The sequence below is a fragment of the Marinobacterium lutimaris genome, from assembly GCF_900108065.1.
Classification (GTDB): Bacteria; Pseudomonadota; Gammaproteobacteria; order Pseudomonadales; family Balneatricaceae; genus Marinobacterium_D; species Marinobacterium_D lutimaris.
Genome location: NZ_FNVQ01000001.1, coordinates 533,923 through 552,068, shown reverse-complemented (window position 1 = coordinate 552,068; position 18,146 = coordinate 533,923). Strand labels below are relative to the sequence as shown.

At 55.9% G+C, this 18,146-nt stretch carries 20 protein-coding genes; 16 read left to right on the top strand and 4 right to left on the bottom strand.

Features of this window, described 5'->3' with window-relative positions:
* The first annotated feature begins 54 nt into the window (after positions 1-54).
* From trxB to infA, 4 genes are all read left to right on the top strand, one after another.
* On the top strand, positions 55-1,011 hold the full coding sequence (gene trxB, locus C4S72_RS02635) for a thioredoxin-disulfide reductase (RefSeq protein ID WP_104001509.1): 957 nt from the start codon (positions 55-57) through the stop codon (positions 1,009-1,011).
* A 45-nt stretch (positions 1,012-1,056) separates the two neighbouring features.
* Positions 1,057-1,764: a leucyl/phenylalanyl-tRNA--protein transferase gene (gene aat / locus C4S72_RS02630; protein ID WP_104001508.1), complete on the top strand. Its 708-nt coding sequence runs from the start codon at positions 1,057-1,059 to the stop codon at positions 1,762-1,764.
* 1 nt (position 1,765) lies between these two features.
* Positions 1,766-2,473, top strand: a complete 708-nt coding sequence (locus tag C4S72_RS02625; protein ID WP_104001507.1) for an arginyltransferase — start codon at positions 1,766-1,768, stop codon at positions 2,471-2,473.
* 129 nt (positions 2,474-2,602) lie between these two features.
* Complete coding sequence (infA, locus tag C4S72_RS02620; protein ID WP_007019821.1) at positions 2,603-2,821, top strand: translation initiation factor IF-1; 219 nt, start codon at positions 2,603-2,605, stop codon at positions 2,819-2,821.
* Positions 2,822-2,863: 42 nt separating this feature from the next.
* Here infA and clpA read toward each other — a convergent pair whose 3' ends face one another.
* Together clpA and clpS are read right to left on the bottom strand one after the other, a co-directional pair.
* Positions 2,864-5,122, bottom strand: a complete 2,259-nt coding sequence (gene clpA / locus C4S72_RS02615; protein ID WP_104001506.1) for an ATP-dependent Clp protease ATP-binding subunit ClpA — start codon at positions 5,120-5,122, stop codon at positions 2,864-2,866.
* Between the two features lie 15 nt (positions 5,123-5,137).
* Positions 5,138-5,470 (bottom strand): ATP-dependent Clp protease adapter ClpS, encoded by a 333-nt coding sequence (gene clpS / locus C4S72_RS02610; protein WP_200826646.1) that lies wholly within the window; start codon positions 5,468-5,470, stop codon positions 5,138-5,140.
* 273 nt (positions 5,471-5,743) lie between these two features.
* Between clpS and C4S72_RS02605 the strand changes: the two genes are divergently transcribed.
* Both C4S72_RS02605 and C4S72_RS02600 read left to right on the top strand, forming a co-directional pair.
* Entirely contained in the window at positions 5,744-5,950 is a 207-nt protein-coding gene (locus tag C4S72_RS02605) for a cold shock domain-containing protein (protein WP_104001504.1), read from the top strand.
* 258 nt (positions 5,951-6,208) lie between these two features.
* Positions 6,209-6,853 (top strand): pseudouridine synthase, encoded by a 645-nt coding sequence (locus tag C4S72_RS02600; RefSeq protein WP_104001503.1) that lies wholly within the window; start codon positions 6,209-6,211, stop codon positions 6,851-6,853.
* On the opposite strand, the gene moaE is transcribed toward C4S72_RS02600, so the two are convergent.
* Positions 6,804-7,283 (bottom strand): molybdopterin synthase catalytic subunit MoaE, encoded by a 480-nt coding sequence (gene moaE / locus C4S72_RS02595; protein WP_104001502.1) that lies wholly within the window; start codon positions 7,281-7,283, stop codon positions 6,804-6,806. The two genes, C4S72_RS02600 and moaE, sit on opposite strands and share 50 nt — an antisense overlap.
* A 245-nt stretch (positions 7,284-7,528) precedes the next feature.
* Here moaE and C4S72_RS02590 point away from each other — a divergent pair, with 245 nt between their 5' ends.
* The 9 genes from C4S72_RS02590 to C4S72_RS02550 all read left to right on the top strand — a co-directional run bounded on the left by C4S72_RS02590 (position 7,529) and on the right by C4S72_RS02550 (position 16,510).
* Complete coding sequence (locus tag C4S72_RS02590; RefSeq protein ID WP_104001501.1) at positions 7,529-7,975, top strand: NUDIX hydrolase; 447 nt, start codon at positions 7,529-7,531, stop codon at positions 7,973-7,975.
* A 19-nt stretch (positions 7,976-7,994) separates the two neighbouring features.
* Complete coding sequence (gene mnmA, locus C4S72_RS02585; RefSeq protein WP_104001500.1) at positions 7,995-9,110, top strand: tRNA 2-thiouridine(34) synthase MnmA; 1,116 nt, start codon at positions 7,995-7,997, stop codon at positions 9,108-9,110.
* Positions 9,110-9,802 carry a lysogenization protein HflD gene (locus C4S72_RS02580; protein ID WP_104001499.1) on the top strand — a complete coding sequence of 231 codons (693 nt, stop codon included), beginning with the start codon at positions 9,110-9,112 and terminating at the stop codon, positions 9,800-9,802. The genes mnmA and C4S72_RS02580 overlap by 1 nt, the downstream gene beginning before the upstream one ends.
* A gap of 108 nt (positions 9,803-9,910) precedes the next feature.
* Complete coding sequence (purB, locus tag C4S72_RS02575; protein WP_104001498.1) at positions 9,911-11,275, top strand: adenylosuccinate lyase; 1,365 nt, start codon at positions 9,911-9,913, stop codon at positions 11,273-11,275.
* Between the two features lie 118 nt (positions 11,276-11,393).
* Positions 11,394-12,122, top strand: coding sequence for an RNA methyltransferase (locus C4S72_RS02570; RefSeq protein WP_104001497.1), 729 nt, complete (start codon positions 11,394-11,396; stop codon positions 12,120-12,122).
* Positions 12,123-12,212: 90 nt separating this feature from the next.
* Complete coding sequence (locus C4S72_RS02565; protein ID WP_104001496.1) at positions 12,213-12,464, top strand: hypothetical protein; 252 nt, start codon at positions 12,213-12,215, stop codon at positions 12,462-12,464.
* Positions 12,461-13,630, top strand: coding sequence for a cupin domain-containing protein (locus tag C4S72_RS02560; RefSeq protein WP_235009024.1), 1,170 nt, complete (start codon positions 12,461-12,463; stop codon positions 13,628-13,630). Before C4S72_RS02565 ends, C4S72_RS02560 begins: the two co-directional genes overlap by 4 nt.
* Positions 13,631-14,171: 541 nt before the next feature.
* The gene (locus C4S72_RS02555) at positions 14,172-15,770 is read left to right on the top strand and encodes an isocitrate lyase (RefSeq protein WP_104001495.1); all 1,599 of its coding nucleotides are present in this window, start codon (positions 14,172-14,174) and stop codon (positions 15,768-15,770) included.
* A 338-nt stretch (positions 15,771-16,108) separates the two neighbouring features.
* Entirely contained in the window at positions 16,109-16,510 is a 402-nt protein-coding gene (locus tag C4S72_RS02550) for a hypothetical protein (protein ID WP_104001494.1), read from the top strand.
* 361 nt (positions 16,511-16,871) lie between these two features.
* Here the strand turns inward: C4S72_RS02550 and C4S72_RS02545 are convergent, their stop codons facing one another.
* Positions 16,872-17,072 (bottom strand): hypothetical protein, encoded by a 201-nt coding sequence (locus C4S72_RS02545; RefSeq protein ID WP_104001493.1) that lies wholly within the window; start codon positions 17,070-17,072, stop codon positions 16,872-16,874.
* Between the two features lie 383 nt (positions 17,073-17,455).
* On the opposite strand from C4S72_RS02545, the gene C4S72_RS02540 reads away from it, so the two are divergent.
* A complete protein-coding gene (locus C4S72_RS02540; RefSeq protein ID WP_104001492.1) occupies positions 17,456-18,106 on the top strand; it encodes a Crp/Fnr family transcriptional regulator in 651 nt (216 codons plus the stop codon).
* The last annotated feature ends 40 nt before the right edge of the window (positions 18,107-18,146 follow it).

The window sequence follows — 18,146 nt, the reverse complement described above, 5'->3', positions numbered from 1 at the left end:
GCGCCCCCAATTTCTGGATCAACACATTCACCTTTAGACGGGATCCCCACGACCATGAGCGAAGTCCAACATCACCGCCTGATCATTCTCGGTTCCGGCCCGGCAGGATACACCGCTGCCGTTTATGCAGCCCGTGCCAACCTCAACCCGGTCGTTATCACCGGTATGCAGGCCGGCGGCCAGCTCACCACCACCACTGAAGTAGACAACTGGCCGGGCGACGCTGAAGGCGTTCAGGGCCCGGAGCTGATGCAGCGCATGCAGGCCCATGCCGAACGTTTCAACACCGAAGTGATCTTTGATCACATCAATGAAGCAGATCTGCAGAACCGCCCCTTCCGCCTTAAGGGCGATATGGGCGAGTACACCTGCGATGCCCTGATCATCTCCACCGGCGCCTCCGCCCAGTACTTGGGCCTGGATTCTGAAGAAGCGTTCAAGGGCAAGGGCGTCAGCGCCTGCGCAACCTGCGACGGCTTCTTCTACCGCGGCCAGAAGGTCGCGGTGATCGGTGGCGGCAACACCGCAGTTGAAGAGGCACTGTACCTCTCCAACATCGCTGCAGAAGTCACTCTGGTTCATCGTCGTGACAGCCTCCGCAGCGAAAAGATCCTTCAGGATCAACTATTTGATCGTGCCGAAAACGGCAATATCAACATCATCTGGAACCATCAGCTGGAAGAAGTACTCGGCGACGATACCGGTGTGACCGGCATGCGTATCAAGAGCACCGAAGATGGCGCCACCCAGGACCTGGATCTGCAGGGCGTTTTCGTCGCTATCGGCCACCGTCCGAACACTGAACTGTTCGAAGGCCAGCTGGAGATGAACAACGGCTACCTGAAGATCCGCTCCGGCCTGGAAGGCAACGCAACTCAGACCAACATTGAGGGCGTTTTCGCAGCCGGTGACGTGTGCGACCATATCTACCGTCAGGCGGTGACCTCTGCTGGTTTCGGCTGCATGGCAGCGCTCGACGCCGAGCGTTACCTCGATGCACTGAGCAAATAAGCTCCGCTAAGTAAAGCCTGAGCAGTAAACAGGAGAGGCGCATCGATGATCCCCTGGCTTCACCCGACGCGCCATGAGTTTCCGCCGGTCAATCAGGCACTGGAGTCTCCCAATGGGCTCCTGGCCGCCGGCGGCGACCTTTCCCCGCAACGTATACTCAATGCCTACCGCCATGGCATTTTCCCCTGGTACAACGCCGACGAGCCCATTCTCTGGTGGAGCCCGAACCCACGCTGCGTGCTCTTCCCCGATGAACTCCATATATCCCGCAGTCTTCGCAAGAAGATGCGTCGCGAAGAGTTCAGAGTCACTTTTGACAAAAACTTTGCCCAAGTCATAGACGCCTGCGCCGCACCGCGACAATATTCTGAAGACACCTGGATCGGCCAGGATATTAAAAATGCCTACTGCAGCCTTCACCACATGGGCGCAGCCCACTCCGTTGAGGTTTGGGATCAGGACGAGCTGGTCGGCGGTCTTTACGGCATTGCAATGGGCAGAATTTTCTTTGGTGAATCGATGTTCAGCCGCCGTACGGACGCATCCAAAATCGGCTTTGCATATCTGGTCGAACATCTGAAGAACTGGGGCTATGATTTGATTGACTGTCAGGTCTACAACGACCATCTTGCCAGTCTGGGGGCCAGAGAAATCCCACGCGACGAGTTTATCCAGCTACTCAACCGGCTACTTGAGGCCGGCACACCCCATGAGTGGCACGCCACAAGGTTGTATCAGAATAAAGGCGGCTAAGATGAGTGACCTGCAAACCCTGCGTTTTTATGCGACGCCACCGCACGATTGCAGCTACCTGCCAGGGCGCAAGGCAAAAACCCTGTTCGTCGACCCTCAGGCCGAAGTAAACGGCCCACTCTACAGCGAACTGAGCGACCTGGGATTTCGCCGCAGCGGCTCCCATATCTACCGCCCACACTGTGACAGCTGCAACGCCTGTGTCTCGGTACGTATCCCGGTGCGCCAGTTCAGCCCCACCAAAACCCAACGCCGAATCTGGCGTCGCAATGCCGATCTGAAAGTGGTGTCAGTAGCTCCCCAGCTTACCATCGAGTATTACCGGCTTTACGACCGCTACATCACTGAGCGTCATGCCGATGGCGACATGTTCCCCCCCTCTCCCAGCCAATTTATGAGCTTTCTGGTTGAGGGCGAGCAACCGAGCAGTTTCTATGAGTTCCGAGACCCCGATGACCACCTGATCGCCATCGCCGTGACCGACGAACTGGAACAGGGCCTTTCGGCGCTGTACACCTTCTTCGATCCCGACGAAGAGCGCCGCAGCCTTGGCACCTACGGCATTCTCTGGCAGATCGAGGCGGCCAAAAATGCGGGGCTCGATTATCTCTACCTGGGCTACTGGGTCAGGGATTGCCGAAAAATGAGTTACAAGACCGCTTACAAACCTCTGGACATGCTGGTTGCAGACCAGTGGATCCGTCTCTGATCGACCTCTGAAGACAGGCTAAAACTGCAAATCTCTTTGATAAAACAGAGGGATTCAGGCAAAATAATGCGCTTTCCGACCGGCGCGTATCCAGCCGGGTACAAAAAACAGCCCAGAGGTAACGATTGAATGGCCAAAGAAGACTCAATTGAAATGGAAGGCACCGTGATCGACACCCTGCCCAACACTATGTTCCGTGTTGAGCTGGAGAACGGTCATGTGGTTACTGCCCACATTTCAGGCAAGATGCGTAAGAACTACATCCGTATTCTTACGGGTGACAAGGTAAAAGTTGAACTGACCCCTTACGATCTGAGCAAAGGCCGCATCGTTTACCGCGCCCGCTAATCTCGCGAGCGCAATAAACGACACAGACGGTGAGCAGCGCTTTTACGCTGCCACCGCGGCCACCTCAAGCTCGATTTCTCCACCATCGCCGACGCGGATATCCACTTCACCGCCGCCATCGGCCAGATCCCCGAACAAAATCATCTCAGCCAGCGGCTTCTTGATTTTCTCCTGTATCAGGCGTTGCATCGGGCGTGCACCCATCTGCTCGTCGTAGCCGTGCTCGGCAAGCCAGGTACGGGCATCCTCATCCACATTCAGAACCACTCGTTTCTCATCCAGCTGCGCCTGCAGTTCGGTGAGGAACTTGTCGACCACACCTTTCACTACATCGATGCTGAGCGGCTTGAACTGGATAATGGAATCCAGACGGTTGCGGAACTCCGGCGTGAACAGGCGCTTGATCGCCTCCATGCCATCGGTACTGTGATCCTGGTGAGTAAAGCCAATGGAAGGCCGGCTCATCTGCTCGGCACCCGCGTTGGTTGTCATCACGAGAATAACGTTACGGAAATCCGCCTTGCGACCGTTGTTGTCGGTCAGCGTACCGTTGTCCATCACCTGCAACAGCAGGTTAAAGACTTCCGGATGCGCCTTCTCGATCTCATCGAGCAGCAGCACGCAATGCGGTGACTTGGTGATCGCCTCGGTCAGCAGACCACCCTGATCAAAGCCGACGTAGCCCGGAGGCGCACCGATCAAACGAGATACGGTATGACGCTCCATGTACTCGGACATATCGAAACGAACCAGCTCGATACCGAGTACACGCGCCAGCTGCGAGGTAACCTCAGTCTTACCAACACCGGTCGGACCTGCGAACAGGAACGAACCCACCGGCTTGTTGGGCGCCTTGAGACCTGCACGGGACAGCTTGATCGCGGCCGACAGGGTACCGATCGCCTCGTCCTGACCCAGAACCACCATTTTGAGGTTCTGCTCCAGCTTGGCCAGCTGCTCCTTGTCGGAAACCGTGACGCTTTTCGGCGGGATACGCGCGATCTTGGCGACCACGGTTTCCACCTCAGGCACATCCACCACGCTCTTGCGCTTATCTTCCGGCAGCAGACGCTGGTATGCGCCGGCCTCATCGATCACATCGATTGCCTTGTCCGGCATGTGCTTGTCATTGATGTAGCGATCCGCCAGCTCGGCAGCCGCTTTCAGCGCTTCATCGGTGTATTCAAGCTCATGATGCTCTTCGAAACGCGACTTGAGGCCGCGCAGGATCTGGTAGGTATCCTGCACACTCGGCTCCAGTACATCGACCTTCTGGAAACGACGTGCCAGGGCACGATCCTTCTCGAAAATGCCGCGGAACTCCTGGAAGGTCGTTGAACCTATGCAACGAATTTCACCAGAGCTCAGCAGAGGCTTGAGCAGGTTAGACGCGTCCATGGAGCCGCCGGAGGCCGCACCTGCACCGATAATGGTATGGATTTCGTCGATAAAGAGAATGGCGTGCGGCTGCTTCTTGATCTCGGCCAGCAGCCCTTTCAGACGCTTCTCGAAATCACCGCGGTACTTGGTACCGGCCAGCAACGCACCCAGATCCAAGGAGTAAACCACGCTCTTGGAGATTATCTCAGGCACCTTGTCCTCGATAATCAGCTTGGCAAGGCCTTCCGCGATAGCCGTTTTACCGACACCAGCTTCACCCACCAGCAGCGGGTTGTTCTTACGACGCCGGGAAAGGATCTGCACCACGCGTTCCACTTCGGAATCGCGTCCAACCAGCGGGTCGATCAGCCCCAGGGCCGCCTGCTGGTTAAGATTCACGGCAAACTGACTGAGTTGGCTCTTACCCGCCTCAGCGCCATCTTCACCATCGGTGACGGAGTCGTTTTCCTGACTCTCCTGCTCACCGACCTTGGAGATGCCGTGGGAGATAAAGTTAACCACGTCGATGCGCTCTATGCCCTGCTGCTGCAGAACATAAGCCGCGTGGCTTTCCTGCTCGCTGTAGATAGCGACCAGAACGTTGGCACCACTGACTTCCGACTTGCCGGAAGACTGGACATGGAATACCGCACGCTGAAGAACCCGCTGAAAGCCCAGGGTTGGCTGGGTCTCCAGATTAGGCACATTCTGCGGTAACAGTGGAGTGGTCTCATCAATGAACACGGACAACTGCTGACGCAGCCTTTCGAAGTCCGCGCCGCAAGCGAGCAGGACTTCCGCCGCCTGGCGGTTATCAAGCAGCGCGAGCAACAGATGTTCGACTGTCATAAATTCATGATGCTTGTCCCTGGCGGATTTGAATGCCGCACTCAGGGTTTCTTCAAGCTCGCGATTCAACATGGCTGCAGCCTCCTGTCAGACCGACTCTACTTCACAAAGCAGCGGATGCTTGTTCTCACGTGAATATTGATTCACCTGAGCCGCTTTGGTTTCAGCAACATCCTTGGTAAATACGCCACACACCCCCTTTCCCTGAGTATGGACCGACAACATTACCTGTGTCGCCTTTTCCTGATTCATATTGAAAAAAATCATCAGAACTTCAACCACAAAATCCATGGGGGTGTAGTCATCGTTCATCAAAACCACACGATACATCGGTGGTTTTTTAAGTTCCGGCTTGGCTTTTTCGGTGGCGATTGAGCCACCCTGACCACCATGATGCTCTTCATCGGAGTCGTCCGCCATCCCCTTGATACTGTTCCTATAAAACGACATAAGCAACTGATTTCTCTAACCTTATATAGGGAGATCTATTTCCTGAGTATTGGGTCTAGTGTCGCACTGACCAGATGTTATACTGCCGCGAAAAGCAGGAGTGTTTCTCCAGTATCTGCAGTCCCTGCAATGATGTAAAGGAGTACCTTCTACGCCGCGCAGGACGTAGGGGTTCGCATTCGGTTCCGTCCACATTTAGCTATGGATGGGGCCTCAGTAGAGCGAAATCAACGGGAGTAGATTATGCAAACAGGGAAAGTGAAGTGGTTTAACAACGCCAAAGGTTATGGCTTTATCCTCTCAGAAGCATACGAAGAGGAACTGTTTGCCCACTTTTCTGCGATTCTGGCCGAAGGCTACAAGAGCCTGAAAGCCGGACAGACTGTTCAGTTTGACACCAAGGACGGCCCCAAAGGCATACACGCCGTCAATATACGCACACTGGACTGATCTTCGATCTCCCGGAGCAATCCGGGTCATCAGTATCGGGCATGTTCGGGATCGCGAATGCAATCCCATGGTTTCTGACATGCTCGCGAGATCATTCAGGCCCATTTACAGCCAATGCGGCGACATCCCGCCCCGCGTGGATTCCCGCGTAATCTGCGGATTTCTCCCGCGCCTTCCCTGTGCACCCAGCCCACCTCGTTTTAGAATAGGCACCAGTTTCTTCCCTACCTCACCCCCGTAAAAGCAGCAAACAGCGCCATGTCAGAGATATTATTACTCAACAAACCCTTCCAGGTACTTAGCCAGTTCACCGATAACGAAGGCCGCGCTACCCTCGCCGAATTCGTGACCGAAAAGAACGTCTATGCCGCAGGTCGGCTCGATTACGACTCTGAAGGACTCCTGCTGCTGACCTCAGACGGTGCACTGCAGCGCCGTATAGCGGACCCAAAATTCAAGCTGGAAAAAACCTACTGGGTGCAGGTGGAAGGAATTATTACCGACGAGGCGCTCCAGCAGCTGCGCCGTGGCGTTGAACTGAAAGACGGTCCGACCAAGCCGGCCAAGGCGGAGCGACTGACCGCCCCGAACGTCTGGGAGCGCCAACCACCGATCCGCCAGCGCGCGAACCAGCCAACCTCCTGGCTGGAGTTAAAAATACGTGAGGGAAGAAACCGCCAGGTGAGGCGTATGACCGCAGCGGTGGGCTTCCCAACACTAAGACTGATCCGCTATGCCATCGGCAGCTGGACGCTGGAGGGACTGGCGCCCGGCCAGTACCGACGCGATGAAATCCACCTGCCGGTCAGCGCCGCGAAACCCAGCCGAACCCGTAACCCAGGCTCAAGAAGCTCTAATCCTGGGAAGAATCGCTCTCAGAATCCCAGGAGTCGGCGGCCTTGAGATCTGTGTCTTTCTGTTCGACCCAGTGTTCCTGACCAGCGGATATCTCTTTTTTCCAGAACGGCGCATCACGTTTCAGATAATCCATCAGGAACTGCGCCGCCTCGAACGCTTCAAGGCGATGCGCGCTGGTCACGCCGACAAAAACAATCTCGTCACCCGGTTCCATACGTCCAACCCGGTGGCGCACGACTACATTTCCCAGCTCCCAGCGCGCCCTGGCCTGTTCGACTATTTTCTCCAGGCTGCGCTCGGTCATGCCCGGATAGTGCTCAAGTTCCAGCGCCTCCAGCGATCCATCGGCAAAGTCACGCACCAGACCGGAAAAAGTCACCACAGCCCCATATTCACTAACACCCTGACGTAACATCCTGTTGAAGGCCGACAGATCGAAATCTTCCTGCTGTACCCCGATATCGTTTAACTGCACTCGTATCTCCTGTTGCCCTGGCAGCGTCCGCCCCGCGATTCGCAGATACTACATCGGCGAGCAGATCTTTTATGGCGACGCCCCGGGTGGTTTTCCCGTTTGGCCTGGCTGCTTTCGGCTTATTCACAACCCGCTTTACTGGTATTATCTGCCCAAAGCAGAGTAATCGAAAACATTCCCGTTACGCTTACTGATAGACTAAACGGGTCAAACCGTCGTTCTGAGCCAAAAGCAGTTATTCAATCATGCGCTGGACTCCACACGCCACCGTCGCCACCATTGCCGAACACCAAGGCCGCTTCCTCCTGGTTGAGGAACTCTCCGCCGAGGGACAGCTTGTTATCAACCAGCCCGCGGGGCACCTGGAGGAAAATGAATCCTTCATAGAGGCCGCCCGTCGTGAAACGCTGGAAGAGACAGGCTGGCACGTGGAGCCGAGTCACTTTCTCGGCCTTTACGTCTACAAGGCGCCCTCCAACGGAGTGACCTACCACCGCGCCTGCTTTATCGCCGACGCCCTGTCCCATGATCCGGAGCGGGAACTCGACAGCGGTATCCAGCGGGCACTCTGGCTGACCCGTGATGAGGTCGCCGCACGCGGCGACAGGCTGCGCAGCAAACTGGTACTGCAATGTATCGACGACTATCTTGCGGGAACCCGTTACCCACTTTCGCTGATCCACGAACCCTGAGAGAAAAGATATCCAATCCATGAGCGAACCCAGCGCCACCAAAGTGATCGTCGGCATGTCCGGCGGCGTCGATTCATCCGTCTCCGCACTGCTGCTGATGCAGCAGGGCTACCAGGTCGAAGGCCTGTTCATGAAGAACTGGGATGAGGATGACGGCACCGAATACTGCACCGCCAAGGATGACCTGGCGGATGCCCAGGCGGTCTGTGACAAACTCGGTATCACTCTGCACACGGCCAACTTTGCCGCCGAATACTGGGACAATGTGTTTGAGCACTTCCTGGAGGAGTACAAGGCCGGGCGCACCCCGAACCCGGACATCCTCTGCAACCGGGAGATCAAGTTCAAAGCGTTTCTCGAGTATGCGCAGATGCTCGGCGCCGACCTGATTGCCACCGGGCACTATGTGCGCCGCGGGAATCGCGACGGCCATGCTGTTCTGCTCAAGGGGCTCGATGCCAACAAGGATCAGAGCTATTTCCTGCACCAGGTGGGTGAAGCCGAACTGGCGTTAACCCTGTTCCCTGTCGGCGAACTGGAAAAACCGGCGGTGCGCGCCCTGGCTGAAGAACACGGCCTGGTCACGCACAACAAGAAAGACAGCACCGGTATCTGCTTTATTGGCGAGCGCCGCTTCAGCGACTTCCTCAAGCAGTACCTGCCGGCTCAGCCCGGCAAGATCGAAACGCCGGACGGCGATGTGATCGGTGACCACCAGGGCCTGATGTACTACACCATCGGTCAGCGTCAGGGCCTGGGTATCGGTGGCCTCCACGATTACCCGGAAGAACCCTGGTTTGTGGCCGGCAAGGATCTGAACCGCAATGTCCTGATCGCGGTTCAGGGGACGAACCACCCGCTGCTGTTCGCCGAGTGGCTTACCGCCACCGATATTTTCTGGATCAGCGGCGAGGAGCCGCAACTGCCGCTGCGCTGCAAGGCGAAGGTGCGCTACCGCCAACCGGATCAGGATTGCGTTATCCATAAAACAGCCAGCGGCTACCGCGTCGAGTTCGACGAGCCGCAGCGTGCCGTCACCCCGGGCCAGTCCGTGGTGTTTTATCTTGATGATCTATGCCTGGGCGGCGGCGTTATCGAAACCACATCCCGTATCGTTTCCGAGGAGAGCGCCTGATGGCACGCGAACACGACGAACAGGCGATAGCGCTTGCCGGTCTGTTTCAGGCGGTGAGCCTGGTGGAACAGATCGCCCGGCGCGGCATGATTGCCCAAAACAGTTTTGAAACCTCCATCGCCAGCCTGTTTGTATCGGATCCCAAGCTGACCGAGGATGTCTACGGCGGCACTCATGATCTTCCGTTCAATCTGGGGCTGGGCCTCAAGCAGATGCAGGAACTGGTCGACAAACGTGCCGGCGGCATCAACCCGGATGTGATGCGTTACGCACTCACGCTGATTCAGCTGGAACGCAAACTGGCGGACCGACCGGATATGCTCGAGGAGATCGGCAAGCGTCTAGACCAGCTGGAGCAAAAGGCACACTACTTTGGCGATCAGCCTGCTGATGATAACGCTGCCACCAGCAGCGCCTTTGACCCGTCCATTTACACCCATTCCAACGTAATCGCCGGCATCGCAGCTCTGTACCAGGACACCATCAGCACCTTTACCATCCGGGTGCAGGTGGGCGGCGATCCACGCCATCTGCAGAACAGCGAAAACGCCGCGCGCATCCGTGCATTGTTGCTGGCAGGGATCCGCGCCGTGATCCTTTGGCGCCAGGTAGGCGGCAAGCGCTGGCACCTGTTCTTTTTCCGTTCACGGGTGCGCTCATCACTGCAAAAAATCCACCCCAGCGGCCATTAATCCGCCGGGGTTTCACATCCAGGCCTGTGCGGCCTAACCTTTAAGGCGCATATCCGCTATAATGTGCGCCCTTTTCTACCAACCGCCAAATTAGTGAGACTGTTCGACATGGAGCTTTCTGCCCTCACCGCTGTTTCCCCGGTCGATGGACGTTACGGCAGCAAAACTGCCGACCTGCGCAACGTTTTCAGTGAATACGGTCTGATCCGTTTTCGCGTTGAAGTCGAGATCCGCTGGCTCCAGCAGCTTGCCGCCCACCCTCAGATCACCGAAGTGCCGGCCCTGAGCGAAAACGCCAACGCCCGCCTGAACAGCATCGTCAGTAATTTCGGTATCGAAGATGCCGAGCGCATCAAAGAGATCGAGCGCACCACCAACCATGACGTAAAAGCGGTGGAATACTTCATCAAGCAGGAGATCGCTGAAAACGACGAACTACTCGCCATCAGCGAATTCGTCCACTTCGCCTGCACCTCTGAAGACATCAACAATCTGTCTCACGCTCTGATGCTGAAAAACGGCGTCGCGGTGATGAAGCAGTCGATGCAGAAAGTCGCTGACGAGATCGCCGAGCTGGGCCGCAAGCACGCCGACCAGCCGATGCTGTCACGCACCCACGGCCAGACCGCGTCTCCGTCCACCCTGGGTAAAGAGATGGCGAACGTAGCGTACCGCATGCAGCGCCAGCTCAAGCAGCTCGACCAGATCGAGTACCTGGGCAAGATCAACGGCGCCGTCGGTAACTACAACGCCCACCTGTCCGCTTACCCGGAGATCGACTGGGAAGCCAACGCCCAGGAGTTCATCAAGTCCCTCGGCCTTGACTGGAACCCGTACACCACTCAGATCGAGCCGCACGATTACATCGCCGAGCTGTTCGACTGCGTCTGCCGCTTCAACACCATCCTGATCGACTTTGACCGTGACGTCTGGGGTTACATCTCCATGGGCTACTTCAAGCAGCGCACCATCGCTGGCGAAGTGGGCTCCTCCACCATGCCGCACAAGGTCAACCCGATCGACTTCGAAAACTCCGAAGGCAACCTGGGTCTGGCTAATGCCATGATGCAGCACCTGGCGACCAAACTGCCGATCTCCCGCTGGCAGCGCGACCTGACCGACTCCACCGTTCTGCGTAACATGGGTGTTGGTTTCGGCTACAGCCTGATCGCCTACCAGGCGAGCCTGAAAGGGATCAGCAAGCTGGAAATGAACGCCGACCGTCTCAACGCTGACCTGGATAACGCCTGGGAAGTGCTGGCCGAACCGATCCAAACCGTAATGCGCCGTTACGGCATCGAAGCACCGTATGAGAAGCTGAAAGAGCTGACCCGCGGCAAGGCGATGACCAAGGATGTGCTGATGGAGTTCATCGACAAGCTGGATATCCCGGCAGAGCCGAAAGCGGCGCTGAAGGCGATGACTCCGGCGAGCTACATCGGTAACGCAGAGGCTCAGGCGCGTCGCATCTGATCCCTGCTACCGCCAAGCAAAAGAGCCGGCCCGATAGCCGGCTCTTTTACGTTCAGGGCTCCGCAGCCGAAACCCACCGCCCAACAGGGCTAAAAACAATTTCAACAGACCCATCATCATGCTGAGCAATATCCGAATCGTACTGGTTGAAACCTTCCACCCCGGCAATATCGGCGCAGCGGCCAGAGCCCTGAAGAATATGGGTCTGAGCCAGCTCTACCTGGTCAAACCTCGTCTGTTTCCGCATGAAGAGGCTGAATCCCGCGCCGCCGGCGCCAAGGATCTGCTCGACAACGCAGTGGTCGTCGACAGCGTTGAAGCAGCGATCGCCGACTGCCAGCTGGTGATCGGCACCAGCGCCCGGGAGCGCAGCTACGACCTGCCGTTGATGGACCTGGAAAGCGCCGCTAGTCAGGTGATTCAGGAATCAGACTCTGGTGAAATCGCGATTCTGTTCGGCCGCGAAACCATGGGGCTGAACAACGCCGAGATGCTGCTGTGCAACCGCCACCTCTACATCGACGCAAACGAGGAGTACCCGGTGCTGAACGTGGCCCAGGCTATCCAGCTGGTGTGCTATGAACTGCGCCGTGCAGAGAAGAAGAGCGCAACCAAGGCCAGCGAACCCGCACCCTACCCGCGCCAGCAGGAGATGGTGCTATTTTATGAGCACCTGGAAAAGGTGCTGCGCCTGACCAACTTTATTATTCCCCAGCACGAAGGCCGGGTGATGGACAAACTGCGTCGCTACTTCAATCGTTCCCGCCCGGAAAAAACCGAGCTGGGCATGCTGCGCGGTATTCTAAATTCGGTGGAAGAAACCGCAGAACGGCTCAGCAAAGACTGATCTACAACGCTACAACGGCTCTTTCCGGCTGCTAAAGTTAAACGCTAACGGGTAAAACCAATTACCCAGCCTTAGCGATGGGAGAGCCCTATGAGCCAAAGCCTTCACCAACTGGTGCGCCAGGCCGACGAACTTCACAAAGCCCTGGCAAATACCGCCGGCAGCATGGAACAGCTGCAGTACAACCTGACAGGCATACAGCGCTGCGCCGACCAGATCAGCAGCTGTCTGCGTAAGGTCGGTAACAACAGAACGGCCGCACTGTCAGCCCGTGACACCCGCAAGGTGATGGAAGAGCTGGAACTGGCCGCAAACGAACTTCAGGAGCTTCTCAGCAAGTGATCGACCAATATCCCCTCGGCGAACTTTCCGCCGAACAGTTTCTTGCCGAATACTGGCAGAAAAAGCCACTGCTAATCCGCCAGGCAATTGCCGATTTTGAACCACCGGTCAGCGCCGACGAACTGGCTGGCCTTGCCTGCGAAGAGGAGGTGGAATCCCGCCTGGTGCAGTTCAATGCCCAAGAGGACAGCTGGTCACTGGAGCACGGCCCCTTCCCTGAGGAGCGCTTCGCCAACCTGCCGGAAAGCCACTGGACTCTGCTGGTACAGGCCGTGGACCACTGGTCACCCGAAGCCGCCGACCTGATGCAGCGTTTCAGCTTTATCCCTAACTGGCGTGTCGACGACCTGATGATCAGCTATGCCGCAGATCAGGGTGGCGTCGGCCCCCATTACGACAATTACGACGTATTTCTGCTGCAGGCCGAGGGCGTACGACGCTGGGAGATCGGCGCGATCTGCGATGAAAGCTCGCCGCGCCGTGAAGACGCCCCGGTCATGATCCTGCCCGAATGGGTCGCTGAAGAGACTTTCGATCTGCAACCCGGCGACATGCTTTATCTGCCGCCTCAGGTGGCGCATAACGGCTATGCCCTGGGCGATGGCTGCATGACCTACTCCATCGGTTTCCGCGCCCCGGCCCATAACGAGATCCTGCGCAGTTTCAGCGACTTTATCGGTGAACAACTGGGCCGCGAAATCCGCTACAGCGACAAGGACCTCGCGCTCCAGACCAACCCCGGAGAGATTACGCCCGCCGCCCTGGACCGCGTGGCCGAGACACTGCAAAGCTATCTTCAGGACCGCGAGCAGCTGAGCCGCTGGTTCGGTGAATATATGACCGACCCCAAGTACCCGGAGCTTAAAGAAGAGGGTGAAACACTTAACCCTGCAGAGCTTGCCGAATGCCTTGAAGAGGGTTACCTGCTGCGTCGTAACGAGGGAGCACGATTCGCTTTTGTCCGTAACGCAGAAACCCCATCCAGCGGCAGACTCTTTGCAGAAGGCAGCAGCTATCCGGTTGACGGCGACACTCTCGCACTGGCTGAACAGCTTTGCGGCGAGCAACGCAGCCTGGCATTCAGCGCTGATGCTATCACCGATGCTCAATCCAAGCTGCTCTGCGCCCTGATTCAGACAGGCAGTATCTACCTGAGCGAAGAATAACCCCTTCATATAACCGGTCGGAGGCAATTCGACCGGTTATCCTCCCGCCCCTCCACATTTTCAGCCAGCCCACTCACCTTCAAATCTTCGACTTTCGTCAAAGCCCGCCTCAAAACAACGACAAAAAAGCAAGCGACTACAAATTTTGTAGTCAGATTTTTTTAGACTTTAAATGAATTTAAAAGTCTATTTTTATTCTTTTATGTTTATGTAAATTACCGATTTTTTGGCCTCGACCAAAGTATTTACTACCAAAGAAATAGAGCCCCAACCCCCTGTTAAAACTGGCCATTTTGCGCTGCAGCAGGATTTTATCGGGGTAGTATTACTACACCTCCCGCGACGATCCGTTTGTAGTCCTTGTACACACTTTGCTGCTGTGCACAAAAGCGCTTTGACACCCCTTCTCCAAGGTCACATTATTCGGGCCATGACAACGCGCCACCCCAACAGAGCGCAGTCAATAACTAAAGATTTTTTGCTCCAACTACTTGCTCCAAACTCTTGTTCCAAACAACAGGAAAACTGTCGAGGAAAAGTCATGTCAGATTACAAAAAAGCAATTGACGCAGTAGCCAGCCTGAAAGCAGTAAACGGTGCCCCCTGGGAAGGTATCAACCCGGAATTTGCGGCCCGCATGAAAGTACAGAACCGTTTTAAAACAGGTCTGGATATTGCGCGCTACACCGCCAAAATCATGCGCCAGGATATGGCTGAATACGACGCAGACTCCTCTCAGTACACTCAGTCTCTGGGCTGCTGGCACGGCTTTATCGGTCAGCAGAAGCTGATCTCCATCAAGAAGCATTTCGGTACCACCAAGAAGAGTTACCTCTACCTGTCCGGCTGGATGATCGCCGCATTGCGCTCTGAATTCGGTCCGCTGCCTGACCAGTCCATGCACGAGAAAACCTCTGTACCGGCACTGATCGAAGAGCTTTACACCTTCCTGCGCCAGGCTGACGCCCGCGAAATGGGCGGCCTGTTCCGCGCCCTGGACGCCGCTCGCGAAGCTGGCGACGCCGCCGCAGAAGCAGAAGTACAGGCCAAGATCGACAACTTCCAGACCCATGTTGTGCCGATCATTGCAGACATCGACGCCGGCTTCGGTAACGAAGAAGCAACCTACCTGCTCGCCAAGAAGATGATCGAAGCTGGCGCCTGCGCTATCCAGATCGAAAACCAGGTATCCGACGAGAAGCAGTGTGGTCACCAGGACGGCAAGGTTACCGTTCCCCACGCCGACTTCCTCGCCAAGATCCGCGCGGTTCGCTACGCCTTCCTGGAGCTGGGTGTAGACGACGGTGTTATCGTTGCCCGTACCGACTCCCTGGGTGCTGGCCTGACCAAACAGATCGCTGTGACCAACGAGCCGGGTGACCTGGGCGACCAGTACAACGCCTTCCTCGACGGTGATTACGTGGAAAGCGCCGATGACATCGCCAACGGTGATGTGGTGGTTAAGGCCAACGGTAAGCTGCTGCGTCCGAAGCGCCTCGCATCCGGCCTGTTCCAGTTCAAAAAAGGCTCAGGTGAAGACCGCTGCGTACTGGACTGCATCACCTCTCTGCAGAACGGCGCCGACCTGCTTTGGATTGAAACCGAGAAGCCGCACGTTGGCCAGATCGGTGGCATGGTAAACCGCATCCGTGAAGTGATCCCGAATGCCAAGCTGGTTTACAACAACAGCCCGTCCTTCAACTGGACGCTGAACTTCCGCCAGCAGGTATTCGATGCCATGGTCGAAGCCGGTCAGGACGTCTCCGCTTACGACCGCGCCAGCCTGATGAGCGTTGAGTACGACGACACCGAACTGGCGATTGCAGCCGATGAGAAGATCCGCACCTTCCAGCGCGATGCGTCCCGCGAAGCCGGTATCTTCCACCACCTGATCACGCTGCCGACTTACCACACCGCCGCCCTGTCTACCGACAACCTGGCGAAAGAGTACTTCGGTGAAGCAGGCATGCTGGGCTACGTAGCTAACGTACAGCGCAAGGAGATCCGTCAGAGCATCGCCTGCGTCAAGCACCAGAACATGGCCGGCTCCGATATGGGTGACGACCACAAGGAATACTTCTCCGGCGACGCCGCCCTGAAGGCTTCCGGTAAAGACAACACCATGAACCAGTTCGGTTGATGGCAATTAAAACGCCATTAATCCGATAGTTACAAACGCTATACATTTCGTGTCCCGCTGAGGTCCCGAAATACCTTGATAGCCGCGTCATTACCTCCCCAGGGTGACGCGGCTTTTTTGCGTCTTGAGATGCAAGCAGTACTGTATATTGCTAACGAGTCTGACAGTAGAACACCTCATTACGAGTTAGGTATTCGATTTGGACTTCAGCTTTTCTGATCAGTGATTTGCATCACAGACCCGGCCTAAACTCTCCCGCAGCGTTGTCTATAAGCGCCCGATGTGACTGAATGGGCGGCAACCTTAGAGGACGCCGGTCTTTTCAGCTAGGAGTGCTAATGGAAACTCTGGATCTCATAGCTTACTTTGGCATGGCTGTGGTCGTTATAGCCTCAGCACTTGCCATTATGAATCAGCAACAGAAGCTTGCAGATCCGGATGATTTGTCTGTTGTCGAGCTCGATACCCTTTCGGGTATTTATGAACTTGCCAAGCCTGGCCAGTATCTTGTTCGAGTCTACCGTCAGAGTGGAAACCTTTATAAGGACGATCAGCTATTCAACGACCGAGAGGCAGCAGTGAAAGCCGGGGTGGCCACCTTTAAAAGGGCAAAGATTCCATATGCTGTCGTGGAAGAAAACACCCTTACGGACTTCGTTTTTCGACGCCCGTTCCATAACCATCGAGGTAAGGCAGAGGGCAAGAAGGTAGCCAAGGTAGAAATCTTCAAGATCGAATAGGACTATCCAAGAGAACCCTGCTAAAAAGCTAAAAGCACACGGACCCGCAGATGGGGCTCAAGCTATCGCGCGGATAAAGGTCAGTCGCTACTGGATCGGAGATGACATAGGGGTAACCTCCTACCGAATTAAAGATAGCCAAGCTTGGATTGATGTTCATGCGCCCGAAAATGTACTGACACTCCCCGTAAGACACCAACGTTTTTTCGATCTGGGGCAGGCGGTTTTCGCCATTACTCAAAATACGACTCGCTGATGCTTGGAAGAGGGATTTAGCCGGAAGGCACTATCTGCAGCACCAGACACTAAAAAACCGCCCGGAGGCGGTTTAAATAGGGACCAGCTTCACGCATAGAGCCTGCTATTTACTCAGCGTACGCAGCAGCGCTTCGGCATATTCCACTGCCTTTTCTGCCGCTGAATCGCTGTCAATGTGGCCATTGCTGGCAACGAAGCTACTCAGCACCTGAGTGGCTATGTATTCTCGTTTGGTGAGTCCAGTTGAAAATTTCGACCCAAAAGCAGGTGCCCTCCTGTTTGACTCGAGTTCTTTACCGATCATCGCGCATCTCCTTGCGGTTGACTGTCTTCGGTGAAAGCTTGTCTTTGATGAAAGCGTGGTTTCAGTCAAAGCTGTCACGCTTGAATAAAACACGATCCCCATAAAAAGAACAAGGGACCTATGTATACCCAGCCCATTTTAACTCCACAACCGATCATTCGCCGAGCTTTTTACCGTGACTAACTATCCTTGCTCTGGCGTATCATGAGCTCTGGCGTGTTATGAGTTCTGACGCTTCCTTGGTTCCGGCGCGTCCTTAATTCCCGCCGCATCGATCATTGAAGGCTCCGCCGCCTTGGTAAACACAGGCGTTAGACACCAGGCGCTACCTCAGCTCTGCAGTTATCGCTAGACTCGACTAAACAGCTGACGAGCGATATGCGATGCAGACCTGGCTAGAACACTTTCCTGCGCTACAAAATATCGATACACCGGGATGGCGTAATGCCTGTGACCAGGCTCGCGAGTTGACCCTGCCTGCCCATCAACCCGTTTTCCATAGCGGCGATACCTGCAACCAGTTCCTGCTGGTACTGGAGGGCTCGGTACGCGTGCAGAAGCTGTCTGACTCGGGACGGGAAATTGTTTTGTATCGCGTTGAGTCAGGCCAATCCTGCATCCTCACCACTGCTTGTCTGCTTGGCAACAGTTCCTACCAGGCGGAAGCGTTTACCGAGACAACGGTGCATGCCGTAGCGATCCCGGCAGCGGCGTTTGAGCGGGCGCTCGATGATAGCAAGCAGCTGCGTAATTTCGTCTTTAACGGCTACGGCCAACGACTGACCGAACTGCTGATGCTGATCGATGCGATCTCCTTTGGCCGACTGGACTGTCGCCTGGCTTCCCGCCTGCTGAAGGCAGACAACGCCTATCTTCAAACCACCCATCAGCAGCTCGCCAGCGAACTTGGCACCGCACGAGAGGTTATCAGCCGCACTCTGAAAGAGTTTGAACGACAGGGCTGGGTAAAACTGGGACGCGGCAGTATCGAACTAATCAACACCAAGGCTCTGGCAGAGCTTTCTGATCTCTGACCTCTTTTATGATCAGCTTTGTGATTAAGTCACTGAAGCT